11 protein-coding genes are annotated in these 12,484 nt (G+C 42.1%); 4 read left to right on the top strand and 7 right to left on the bottom strand.

Annotated features, from left to right (window positions below; genetic code table 11):
- Positions 1-21 precede the first annotated feature (21 nt).
- Positions 22-567: a protein disulfide oxidoreductase gene (locus Q0895_RS03525; protein WP_299185544.1), complete on the bottom strand. Its 546-nt coding sequence runs from the start codon at positions 565-567 to the stop codon at positions 22-24.
- A gap of 157 nt (positions 568-724) precedes the next feature.
- Positions 725-2,365: a bifunctional GNAT family N-acetyltransferase/carbon-nitrogen hydrolase family protein gene (locus Q0895_RS03520; RefSeq protein WP_299185542.1), complete on the bottom strand. Its 1,641-nt coding sequence runs from the start codon at positions 2,363-2,365 to the stop codon at positions 725-727.
- A gap of 370 nt (positions 2,366-2,735) precedes the next feature.
- On the opposite strand from Q0895_RS03520, the gene Q0895_RS03515 reads away from it, so the two are divergent.
- The gene (locus Q0895_RS03515) at positions 2,736-3,365 is read left to right on the top strand and encodes a BLUF domain-containing protein (RefSeq protein WP_299185541.1); all 630 of its coding nucleotides are present in this window, start codon (positions 2,736-2,738) and stop codon (positions 3,363-3,365) included.
- Between the two features lie 137 nt (positions 3,366-3,502).
- Here Q0895_RS03515 and Q0895_RS03510 read toward each other — a convergent pair whose 3' ends face one another.
- The gene (locus Q0895_RS03510) at positions 3,503-4,945 is read right to left on the bottom strand and encodes an FAD-binding oxidoreductase (RefSeq protein ID WP_299185540.1); all 1,443 of its coding nucleotides are present in this window, start codon (positions 4,943-4,945) and stop codon (positions 3,503-3,505) included.
- Between the two features lie 331 nt (positions 4,946-5,276).
- Here Q0895_RS03510 and serA point away from each other — a divergent pair, with 331 nt between their 5' ends.
- Positions 5,277-6,503, top strand: coding sequence for a phosphoglycerate dehydrogenase (serA, locus tag Q0895_RS03505; protein ID WP_299185539.1), 1,227 nt, complete (start codon positions 5,277-5,279; stop codon positions 6,501-6,503).
- Between the two features lie 361 nt (positions 6,504-6,864).
- Positions 6,865-7,293: a hydroxyisourate hydrolase gene (gene uraH, locus Q0895_RS03500; protein ID WP_299185538.1), complete on the top strand. Its 429-nt coding sequence runs from the start codon at positions 6,865-6,867 to the stop codon at positions 7,291-7,293.
- Between the two features lie 73 nt (positions 7,294-7,366).
- Here uraH and Q0895_RS03495 read toward each other — a convergent pair whose 3' ends face one another.
- A complete protein-coding gene (locus Q0895_RS03495) occupies positions 7,367-8,365 on the bottom strand; it encodes a rhodanese-related sulfurtransferase (protein WP_299185780.1) in 999 nt (332 codons plus the stop codon).
- A gap of 349 nt (positions 8,366-8,714) precedes the next feature.
- On the opposite strand from Q0895_RS03495, the gene Q0895_RS03490 reads away from it, so the two are divergent.
- Complete coding sequence (locus Q0895_RS03490) at positions 8,715-9,335, top strand: peroxidase-related enzyme (protein ID WP_299185537.1); 621 nt, start codon at positions 8,715-8,717, stop codon at positions 9,333-9,335.
- Between the two features lie 99 nt (positions 9,336-9,434).
- Here Q0895_RS03490 and Q0895_RS03485 read toward each other — a convergent pair whose 3' ends face one another.
- The 3 genes from Q0895_RS03485 to Q0895_RS03475 all read right to left on the bottom strand — a co-directional run bounded on the left by Q0895_RS03485 (position 9,435) and on the right by Q0895_RS03475 (position 12,315).
- Positions 9,435-10,016 carry a tetratricopeptide repeat protein gene (locus Q0895_RS03485; protein WP_299185536.1) on the bottom strand — a complete coding sequence of 194 codons (582 nt, stop codon included), beginning with the start codon at positions 10,014-10,016 and terminating at the stop codon, positions 9,435-9,437.
- Positions 10,017-10,402: 386 nt separating this feature from the next.
- On the bottom strand, positions 10,403-11,020 hold the full coding sequence (gene metW / locus Q0895_RS03480) for a methionine biosynthesis protein MetW (RefSeq protein ID WP_299185534.1): 618 nt from the start codon (positions 11,018-11,020) through the stop codon (positions 10,403-10,405).
- Positions 11,017-12,315 (bottom strand): homoserine O-acetyltransferase, encoded by a 1,299-nt coding sequence (locus Q0895_RS03475; protein WP_299185778.1) that lies wholly within the window; start codon positions 12,313-12,315, stop codon positions 11,017-11,019. Before Q0895_RS03475 ends, metW begins: the two co-directional genes overlap by 4 nt.
- Positions 12,316-12,484 lie beyond the last annotated feature (169 nt).

The raw sequence follows: 12,484 nt of genomic DNA, 5'->3' as shown, positions 1-12,484 counted from the left end.
GATAAGCGCATGCAGCTTTGATTAAAAGTTATCGCTAAGCCATAATCTTAATTTAAGTGACCAGAGCGGCTGAATGCCTGTCAATCCTTGTGTCATCTCGCCATCTTTTAAGACCACATAAGAGGGTGTCACTTGCCCCTGCCAATCGGCAAATATGTTACCGTCTTGATCATTGACCGTAGTAAAGCTAAAGTTGTTTTCATTAAGGTAGCTATCAAGTTCTTGATCAGAACCCGATTTAATCGCGATAGTGACTACTGGATAGTCATTAGACGCTGCAAGTTTGTCTATCGTTGGCGAGGTCATACTACAAATCGGACACCATGTACCCCAAAAGTACACCAATGCTGGCTTATCTGCACTCATAGCGGCCAAGTCAACGGGTTGACCTTGATAGTCAGTTAACTGTAGCTGCGGGCTGGCGGGCATAACGGGCTGTCGCCACCAATTGATCGCAGTGTACACGGCTAAAAAGACAATGCCATATAGAAGTACGGTTTTGAGTACCGATAATAGCTTCTGTTTTGGCGTCTTGTTAGATGTTTTCTTTTCAATATCGGTAGTCATAGCTTTTGTTTTTCTGCCTGTAACATAACTATTTAAGCCAGTTGCTTGGATAGTAAGCTTGTTAAATAAGGATTTAGATAAAAATAAACGGCTGAATGATCAGCCGTATTATTAATAGTAGTGACGAATAAAGTAGCAACTTGACCACTAATTGGCACTATCGAGATTTTTTGGCACGTCCTTGCAATGCATCACCCAACAATACGCTACCAGAATTTTCACGGCGCTCTTCATCGCTCAGTTTACTGGCAGAAACTTTTGATTTTTTCTTCCATCTTAAGCTAAATAAATCATCACGGCGATCGTTCAAGTTATGTACTGAGCCTTCATGACGTACATGAATGAGCTTATCTAAATTCAAATCCGAAAAGAATACCATTTCTGTGTTTGGGGTAGTCTCTGCCATAATCGCATCGTGAGGGAACGCAAAATCTGATGGCGAAAAGATAGACGACTGGGCATACTGAATATCTAGACTTTCAACTTGCGGCAAGTTACCAACTGAGCCGCAAATCATAACGTAACATTCGTTTTCGATAGCGCGCGCTTGGGCACAATGACGCACTCGTAGATATCCGTTTTGCGTATCTGTCCAGAACGGCACGAACAAAATATCCATATCATCAAGCGCCATTAAACGGGCAAGCTCAGGGAATTCGACATCGTAACATACCAAGATGCCAATGCGGCCTGCATCGGTATCGAACACTTTGACCTCGTCACCACCTTCTATAACCCACGCACTGCGCTCATGCGGCGTAATATGAATTTTTCGTTGTTCTTCGACGGTGCCATCACGGCGACATAAGTAGCTGACATTGTATAAAGTGTCGTTTTCATCGAGCAATGGCATAGAGCCGCTAATGACATTGACGTTATAGCTGACAGCTAAATGTGAGATCTCATTTCTAAACCATTCAGTGTAACCGGCCAAAAACCGAATGGCGACATTTTGATCTGTTGATTCGCACAAACCCATCAATGGCGCGTTAAAGAACTCTGGCAAGCAAGCAAAGTCAGAATTGTAATCTGCCATTATATCGACGAAGAACTCAACCTGTTGTAGTAGCTCTTCTGGCGACTCAACTTCGCGCATCTGCCATTGAATACCACCAATACGCACCTCAGATTTGCGCGTATTAGGCTTGTAGTCTTTAGGCTCATAATAAATATTTGCCCATTCAAGCAAGGTTGCAAAGCCTTTAGATTGCTTATCATCTGGTAGATAGGCAGTCAAAATACGCTTGACGATAAAGCCGTTGGACAACTGAAACGATAGGGCTGGATCGTGTATCTCACGTGATTCAACAGCATCGATATATTCGCCAGGAGTGAGGTCTTGATGGTCATGATATTTTGGTATACGACCACCCGCCAAAATGGCACGAAAGTTAAGCTGACGGCACAGCTCTTTACGGGCATCATATAGTCTACGGCCCAAACGATAACCGCGATAGTCAGGGTCGATTAGGGCATCTAAACCATAGATAGCATCGCCTTCAGGGTTGTCTTTGATGATTTCTTTGTGACCAATCAAATCATCATAAGTATGCGGATTAGAAAACTTGGCATAATCAACACGCATAGATAATACGATACCAATTAGTTGGTCATGATCGAATAACGCAATCTGTCCTTCTGGAAAAGCATCAATCAAGGTGTGAATCGTGGTCTTTGACCATGCGCCGCCTAAGCTTGCATAGACGCGATCCATTAGGGCTTTTAATTGGGCATAATCTTTTTTCTTAATCTCGGCAATCGTTAAATGGAAGTCGTCTATTTTTTCAATCTTGCTCATAATATTCCTGCTTTGGATATTTGGGATGTCAGATAATGGGCTTTACGCTTGAATAAGACGATAGAGTATTGATAATACCGAATTTTTGTGTAACAAAACTCAGAAAAATATATCAATCACTTCGCTTAGTCGTTACAATATTTTATTGTCGTATTTACAACGAGTTATCATAACTAGAATGGTTATTTGGTATGCTTTTTTACGATAGCATGTTCCATAAGGGGTGTTATTTTATCAACTAAGATAACTAATGACAGTCTGGCATGGTAAACATTTACTACGTTTTTGTGAATTGTATTATTCGGCTCGTTTAGAGAGAAGTTTCGAGTCTTTTATTATCTCTACAAAAGCGCTATTTTTAGGATTTTTCATGCCTTTGCAACATGATGATACAACTGATTTATTAGAAAATATAAAAGACTCAGCTCTGATTCAGCTGGTGTACGTAAGTAGCATTACTTTTAAAAGCCGTATAAATACCCTCATATTTGATGAAGTAGAAAAGCACGCTCGCGATCACAACAAAGATCATGGTATTACTGGTATCTTATGTTATGGCAATGGTCAGTTTTTACAATGCATTGAAGGTAGTAAGAAAGAAGTACTTAGCTTACAAAAGCGTATTTTTGCAGATCCGCGTCATAAAAACGTCAAAATACTCTTAGTCCATGCTATCGATGAGCGTAGTTTTATGGATTGGCGTATGCGCTTATTGTTTTTGGAGCGCTGGCTATGGTCGCCAGCAACCAAGCAACAAGCTGCGCAGTTGGCACCATATTTGCCTTTTAGTCCGCATGGTTGGTCACCCAAACGTACCGAGCAATTCCTACAAATTATCAGAAATTTTGATACCCCGCCTCATATCAAAGCGGCAGGCATTACTTATAATGCGCTGGGCAATATGGTTCAGCACATTGCAGCGCCTCATCAAGCATTTTTAATGGTACAAGGTTTCTTAAGCTTATTAATTATTGTCGCTCTGATTCTATTATATTTATAAGCTCTAGCACCTAGTTTTCAAACATATATCTTACATATAAGTCATGCAGTTGCAGCTGAATGAAAATGACGCTAAGTATTCTTTCCTAGCGTCATTAACTTATGATATTAACTAAAAAATGTCTTAAAACCATCCATTCACATATCAAAAATCTTTCCGCGATTCATAATATTGTTTGGATCAAACACCTTCTTAATCTCACGCAAATACGTAATCTCAGTCTCGCTGCGACTATAGTGTAAGTAAGGCTTTTTAGTCATGCCGACCCCATGTTCAGCCGATACCGAGCCGCCATATTTTTGTACAGTCTCAAACACGTATTTATTGACAATTTGACACTCGTTAAAGAAGTCATCTTTGGTCATATGTTCAGGCTTTAGAATGTTGAGATGCAAGTTGCCATCGCCAATGTGACCGAACCAGCACACTTCAAAGTCAGGATAATTGCTGCTGACAATATGATCAATCTCAGCAATAAACTCAGGCACATGGCTGATGAGTACCGACACATCGTTCTTGTATGGCGTAAATACTGAGATGGTCTCAGAAATATATTCACGCAGCTTCCATAGCTCTGTCGCTTGTGCGATGCTTTGACTCATCACCCCATCAACGACCCAGCCTTGTTCCATACAATGCTCAAATATCGCCATTGCCTTATCCATAATCGGCTCATAAGGCGCTTCAAATTCAAGCAACGTATAAAACTTGGTACGCGACTCAAACGGCTCTTGGACCTGGCCATGCGCCATCAATTTATCCACTGCCACATCATCAAAGAACTCAAAAGCAGTCAAATCAATCTGCGCTTGAAAGGCAGACAATACATTCATCACATCATTAAACGTATCCATGCCAAGTACCATGACGTTTAACTCTTGCGGTAGGCGCTCAAGCTTGATTTGTGCGTGAGTGACTAAGCCTAGTGTGCCCTCACTACCAATAAACAGCTGGCGCAAGTCATAGCCAGTGGCGTTTTTAATCATACCGCGGTTCAATTGTAAGATATCGCCTTTGCCCGTGACGACAGTCAGGCCCATAATCCATTGACGGGTCATACCATAACGAATGACTTTGATACCGCCAGCATTGGTACCGATGTTACCACCCATTTGACTAGAGCCAGCTGAAGCGAAGTCGACAGGGTAGTATAAATCTTTTGATTCTGCGAATTGTTGCAGCTGCTGAGTTACCACGCCGGCTTCGATTTCGACCAGACGATCAGCAGGATAGAACTGTCCGATCTGGTTCATCTTATCCATACTGACGACAATCTCGCCATTGGCCGCGACCGCGCCAGCAGACAAGCCCGTACGTCCGCCACTTGGCGTTAGCACCACATTGTGCTTATTGGCAAGTAGTACGACGGCTTGTACTTGTTCGGTGGTTTTTGGAAAGACAATAGCAGTCGGCGCGGGCGCAAAATGCTTGGTCCAGTCTTTACCCCAATGCTCCAAGCTTTCGCTATCGGTTTTGATTTGAGTATTATCAAAGTTGTGCTCATTGACCAAGCTATCTAAAAGTGTTTTGAGTGTATTAATATCGGTAGCAGTGGTGGTCTGAGATGCAAATGGCGTCATAGTTAAGTCTCTGTATAAACATTAGCGCTACACCTCTTTTCTTAACCAGTCTACGTAAAGGTCGGTTGGACCATAAACTCTTTAGATAGATTGGCTAAGAATAGATAGGCAACATCATGGGCGCTTAAAGGCAGTAAGTAGTAAATAGAGCAGTTTAAATAAAGTTTAACGAGTAACGCTCACTATAGCATAAAAAGTTTTCAGGCTTGATAAGCAATAATTCATCTAATCTGCTAACATCACCGTTAAATTTTGTGTAAGATAACCGGACTGTTTTCGTTTACTCTAGCATAGATTATTTTTAATAAGACAACTATAGGACAGTCCTCATATGGCATTATCATTACAAAAAGACAAAATCCGGTTTTTATTACTCGAAGGTGTACACGAGAACGCCTTAAAGGTTTTAGACAATGCTGGTTATAAAAATATTGAATATCTTAGTCATGCACTCGATAAAGATGAGCTGATTGAGAAAATCAAAGACGCGCATTTTATTGGGATTCGTTCACGTACGCAGCTGACTCGTGAAGTCCTTGAGCATGCAGAGAAGCTGATCGGTATTGGCTGTTTTTGTATCGGTACCAACCAAGTCGATCTTGATGCGGCTCGTGAGTTTGGTATCCCAGTATTTAATGCGCCATACTCGAATACTCGCTCAGTGGCTGAATTGGTATTGGCAGAAGCCATCATGCTATATCGCGGTATCCCTGAGAAAAACGCCACCGTCCATCGCGGCGGCTGGGGCAAGTCTGCTACCAACTCACATGAAGTGCGCGGTAAGACCATCGGTATCGTCGGCTATGGCTCTATCGGCTCACAGCTATCTGTACTGGCCGAAAGCTTTGGTATGAAAGTTATCTATCATGACGTGGTGACCAAATTACCATTGGGTAATGCGCATCAAGTAGGTAGCCTAAACGAGCTACTATCTACTGCTGATATCGTAACTTTGCATGTGCCTGATGAGCCAAGCACACGCTATATGATGAAAGCTGAGCAGTTTGCGCAGATGAAAGACGGCAGTTACTTTATCAATGCGGCGCGTGGCACCTGCGTTGAGATTGACGATCTGGCTGCAGTAATTGAGTCTGGTAAAGTCTTGGGCGCTGCCATCGATGTATTCCCAAAAGAGCCGAAGTCTGCTGATGAGGAGTTTGAGTCGCCACTGCGTAAATTTGATAACGTCATTTTGACGCCGCATATTGGCGGCTCAACGCAAGAAGCACAAGCCAATATTGGCCTAGAAGTGGCAGAAAAGTTTGTACGATATTCTGACCAAGGCGATACCATCACGGCTGTAAACTTCCCAGAGGTTTCTATTCCATTCAAAGAAGGCACGCATCGTTTGCTACATATTCATAAAAACGTGCCAGGTGTCCTATCGCAAATTAACCGTCTATTCGCAGAGGCACACATCAACATCTTAGCGCAAAGCCTGATGACTGAAGGTGACGTAGGCTACTTGGTGATGGACGTTGATTACAATGACTCTAGTGCAGCGCTTGATCAGCTAAAAGATGTAGAAGAGACCATTCGTATCCGAATCCTATTTTAATATTGGTGCTTTTTAGATATAAGGTTATACCGCTTATATAGACTAACTTCGTATCTAATCTTGTTGGTTAGCACTGTAGCAAATAGCAAATAACTCTTTTGAAGTTGTTTGCTATTTTTTTTATTTGTTTGGTGAGATTACATCCAACATACATGTTTACTTGAAAATTAAATTTTTCTTTACAATAGTTTTAATCTGAAAATTTATACTATACAGCTGAAATCGTAATTGAACTTATTATTTTAAGATCAATGAAGTTATTTATAAGATCGATTCATTACACATCGTGGTCAAAGTAGTAAAAGAAATGGAAGTTTTATTCAATTAATATCGTAATTACTTTATAAATGAAGGAGAGGGTATGAAAACCAAAATGGTAAAAGCAGCAGCATTAGGTGGCGTATTAGCCATGTCAGCGACGGCAAGTTACGCTGCAGCTGACCAAGAGAGTTATCAGCTATCAAGTCACATTTTAGATGTCAGCACTGGTAAGCCTGCACCAAACGTTAATGTAAAATTGATGATGCAAGATGGTGGTAAATGGAAAGTGCTCAATGAGCAAAAAACGGATAATAATGGTCGTATTGGTAATTTCTTGCCTAACGCAGATAATGCCGATCATAAAGGAACGTATAAACTGCTTTTTGAAACTAAGCCTTACTTTATGAATCAAGGTTTAGAGACTTTCTATCCTTATGTTGAAGTCAATTTTAATATTGAAGATAATAATCATTATCATGTGCCAATCACGTTATCGGCCTATGGTTACAGCACTTATCGTGGTAGCTAATAAAAATACTAACAATAAAAAAAGAGGCCAATTGAGCCTCTTTTTTTTGATCTAAATTTAACCGATAACGAATTTAATCTGACTTAGCTTTGTCAACAAAGTCTGTTTGATAACGCGCTTCAGTTTTAGCCACTTTACGTTTTTCTATTACCTCAGTGACATCACTACCAATATGAGCTTCACCGCGTTGTTTCGCTAACTGCATCTGATGCTCACGCTCACGAAAACGTGCTCTTTGCTCGTCAGTTGCTTTATCTATGCAGTGCGGGCAGGACTCACCTTTTACATAAGCGATGCTTTGCATATCATCTTGAGTAATCGGCATACGGCAAGCAAAGCATTGCTCATATTCACCTTTTTCTAAGTTATGATTGACCGAGACGCGGTTATCAAACACAAAGCAATCACCTTGCCACATAGAGTCGCTGGCAGGTACTTCTTCTAAATATTTTAAAATGCCACCTTCTAAATGATAGACTTCTTCAAACCCTTGCTCGCGCATATAGGCAGTGGATTTTTCGCAGCGAATGCCGCCAGTACAGAACATCGCCACTTTTTTATGTTTGGTTGGGTCTAGCTCTTTTGCCACATATTCTGGGAACTCACGGAAGGTTTCAGTGTTCGGGTTAACCGCATTTTGGAACGTACCGATTTTTACTTCATAGTCGTTACGGGTATCGATCAGGATAACATCGGGGTCCGAGATTAGGGCATTCCATTCACTTGGCTTCACGTAGCGACCAACTGATTGTAATGGGTCGATATTCTCAACGCCCATCGTCACGATTTCTTTTTTTAACTTCACCTTAGTACGATAAAAAGGCTGCGCATCGGTATAAGACTCTTTAAAAGTAAAGCTGCCGATGGCATCGATACTACGCAAATAGTCTAGGACAGTATCGATACCTTGGCGGGTGCCAGAAATCGTACCGTTAATACCCTCACTTGCGAGTAATAGTGTGCCTTTGACATCATGGTCGAGCATGGTATTTAAAATTGGCTCACGGTATTGCTCAAAGTCATTAAAGCGTGTGAACTTATAAAGAGCAGCTACGACAATATTGTTAGTCACGCTATCGTAGGTGGGCGCTGACTTATTATTGTCTGTAGTAGTGTCTTGGATAGTACTGTGTTTGGTATTGCTATCTTGAGTGGTACTCATGGTTTTCTCCTGCTGGCTAGGTCGCAAACCTAGTGCATTGGGTTTGAGTTGTTTGGTAGATCTAATGAGTAAAGCTAATCACACTAACATGATTGTGGAATTGACTAGTGCGCGCGTAGTGTAGCAAATTTGGTGCGTATTTTGAACGTTTTATAAAGGCAAACGATATAAATTAAGCACCTTTTTAACTACTTATTACTCATTTATAAAGGTAGACTAATTAGGTATAACCATCAATTAATGTCAATGGAGATGACACATGAGTAATCTGTCTATTAATTCTGCTAACAATCCTTCCACGAGCGCGCCTATTAGTCGATACCCTGTACCATCTTTAGATAGCTTGCCTGATGATATTCTAAAACGTATTCTTGCGGTACAAGAAAAGGCCAAATTCATTCCTAATGTGTTTTTAGCGTTAGCGTACCGCCCAGCAGAGTTCAGAGGTTTTTTTGCCTATTACGATGCGATTATGGAGCGAGAAGGTAGTACGCTAAGCCCAGCTGAAAAAGAGATGATCGTGGTTGCGACGAGTGCCGCCAATGGCTGCCAATATTGTGTCATCGCTCACGGTGCGTTACTGCGTGTGTTTTCTAAAGAACCACTACTGGCAGATCAAATAGCAATCAACTATTTACATGCACCCATCAGCCCTAAACAAAAAGCCATGCTGGCGTTTTCAGTCAAGCTCTGTCGTACACCAGAGCTCATCCAAGATTCGGATTATGCAGCACTCAAAGAGCATGGCTATGATGACGAGGATATTTTAGATATCACAGGTATTACCGCGTTTTTTGGCTTGTCGAATAGAATGGCAATTGTAATGAACATGCAGTCAAATACGGAGTTCTATACGATGGCACGCGAGCCAAAAGAGTAGCAGCTATCTAATTTATTTAATCATTTATCGTTATACAGAATACAGACACAAAAAATCCAGCTTATAGGCTGGATTTTTTATGGACTAAAAGCTTAAATCTTACTTACTCTGGAACCAACGATCCGCTTGGTTACGAGCGCTTGCGATATCTGAGCTTGATAAGTTCAATGCTAATTGGCCGATTTTACCACGTGCTTTATTACGTACTTTTTCATCCAGCATGCCATCACGAGCAGCTAAGTCATACCATTTATAAGCATCAACCAGGTTTTTTTGCTTCTCATCTAACAATGCAAGCGTATAACTGGCACGATTATCACCACGCATCGCCGCTTTTTCTAACCAAACGCGAGCTTGTTGGAGGTTAGGCTTCACGCCTTCACCGCGCAAATACATGATAGCTAAGTTCAACTGAGCAGGGGCAACGCCTTGCTGAGCCGCTCTAGTGTACCACTGGATAGCTTGCTGGGTGTTTTGAGCAACGCCTTCCCCTTTTTGCAAGCGCTTGGCTAGGTAAAACTGAGCATGATCGTTACCTTGGGCGGCACGATTAGATAGCTCGCTAACAGGCATCAGCTCAAAACGCGACGTATCAAGTGGTACGTTTGAGATTAACTCAGCGTTAGCCAGGCCAGCACAGGAGAATAAAGCAGTAAACAAGGCGGCTTTTAGTAGTTTCATAGCAGCTCCAAAATTAGGCAGTTGATAAGCAATGGATAAAGTTTGCCGCCAAAATTTATATCATCAAGCGACACTATCGCAGACATTACACTTTGCAGTATGAACTTACCTAGTTATTAGCAACATCATATTAACTATGAATGAATAGCAAACTTATGAACATAAGTCTCTTCGTTTACGCTAACTCAACAGATAAGTAATTGTAATGAGGGTGTCATCGACACTATTTTGCTAGCTTACCACCCAAAGTTACGAAACTCAAATACTAATTACTCGTTTTAACGTCGTTTTAAACATCGTAGTATGTAACAAAATCATACAGTTATTAAACCGTAAGAATGAATATACAAAACACAATACTTAGACAGCTACTTAATATAATGAATTCAAATGGATTTTTGTTTGGTTACTCTATAAATAGCAACGTCTGCTAATAAGTTGGGTGCTTGTCTTATTAAAGTTGATAGTAAAGGAGAGGGCCCTTTATCAGAGTCACTGACAGCAAAACGACTAAGAATATGAATATCGTGTTTGGCACATAACTGCTCAAAATCTTTGAACGTGCATAGATGAATGTTTGGTGTATCGTACCATTCATAAGGTAGGGCTTCTGATACTGGCATCAGACCTTTAAACCCTAGATGAATACGGTTTTGCCAATGGGCAAAGTTCGGAAAGGTGATGACGGCTTCGCGAGCAACACGTAGCATATCAAGTAGCAGTAAGTCAGGGGCTTTGACCGCCTGTAGGGCGCGCGCCATGACGACGGTGTCAAAGCTGTTGTCAGCGAAACGTGCCAGCCCATCATTGAGGTCTTGCTCGACGATAGATAAGCCTTTACCGATGGCTTCGTTGATTTTGTCTTCATCGATTTCAAGCCCATAACCTGTTACGCCCAGTTTTTGCTGTAAATGTGCGAGCAGATCGCCATTACCACAACCCAAATCCAATACGTGCGATTGCGGCGCAATCCAGCGCTCGGCCAGCTGATGATCCATTCTCATGAGCGCTCTCCTTGGGTTATTGAGTTGCTCGTCATAAAGGGTGCCGTTAAAAAGCCTTTGACCGCGCCCATGTAACGTGGAATATTAAATAAAAACGAATCATGACCGTGCGGCGCATCAACATCGATATAACTGACTGGTTTGCCCGTGGCCATGAGTGCATCTACGATTTCTTGCGAGCGCTCGGGAGCAAAGCGCCAATCGGTAGTAAATGATACGACTAAGTACTGACATTTGGTATGAGCAAATGCTGCTTTGAGCGCGGTCAGTTCTTGATGATTGTCGTTCTCGCTATCATCTTGAGTCACAAGGTTGTCTTCAAGTGTGCTCTCAGGGGTGTTGATTGATGCAGCAATCGAGTCTTCAAGCTGCACTGATGCTGCCGAGTCTGGCGATTGTGTTGATGGATAGTCGCGCGTTGGATCAAAATAATCTAAGGCTTTGGTCATCAGCAAATAGGTGTTGGCATCGAAGTTTTTGCTAAAACGTTCACCTTGATAGCGCAGATAGCTCTCGACTTGGAACTCGACATCATAGCCGTACATAAATTTACCTGATTTTAGGTCGCGGCCAAACTTGGCTTTCATTGCATCTTCAGTCAGATAAGTAATATGACCCACCATTCGCGCAAGGATAAGCCCGCGACGAGGATAGGTGCCAGCTTGTATATAGCGGCCGTCATTAAAATCAGGGTCAGAGAGAATAGACTGACGAGCGACTTCATTAAAGGCGATATTTTGCGCAGATAGCTTTGGTGTACTGGCAATAACGACGCAGCGCTTTAGTCTGTCTGGATAATCAACTGACCATTGTAGCGCCTGCATCCCGCCCATAGAGCCGCCGACGATAGCATGCCAAACATCAATGCCTAGGCGATCTGAGAGCATAGCTTGGGTTTTTACCCAGTCTTTGATGGTGATCAGTGGAAAGTCAGGGCCATAGACTTGAGGCTCGCTGCCATCAGCTTGATTGATGGTATCAGGGTTGATGGTCGTTGGGCCTGTCGAGCCAAAGCAGCTACCGATATTGTTGACACATACCACAAAAAACCGATTGGTATCGATGGCTTTGTTGGGTCCGATCATATTGTCCCACCAGCCCGCTTTTTTGTCATCATGACTATAGTACCCTGCCGCATGATGACTGCCAGACAAGGCATGGCAAATCAAAATGGCATTTGATTTGTCTTGGTTAAGCGTGCCATAGGTCTCTACCATTAAGTCAAAAGATGGCAAAGTACGATTGCATTCTAGAGTCAGCGGTTCGGCAAAATGGATTTTTTCGGGCGTGACGATTCCTACTGAGCCAGCCTTATCGGCTAAGCCTTGTGAATCGAATGTATCTTTTGGGAGTTGGTCACTGGTACTATCAGGGCGTGCGTTCAAAGCTACCTCGCAAGACAACGATCATCAATAAAAAAAAGACAAGATAAAAACTATTTTCTATACTGTTTTTAAAATGAGC

This window comes from uncultured Psychrobacter sp., assembly GCF_947495825.1.
GTDB lineage: Bacteria > Pseudomonadota > Gammaproteobacteria > Pseudomonadales > Moraxellaceae > Psychrobacter.
The sequence above is the reverse complement of the archived record's forward strand: the minus strand, read 5'-3'. Positions and strand labels throughout refer to the sequence as shown.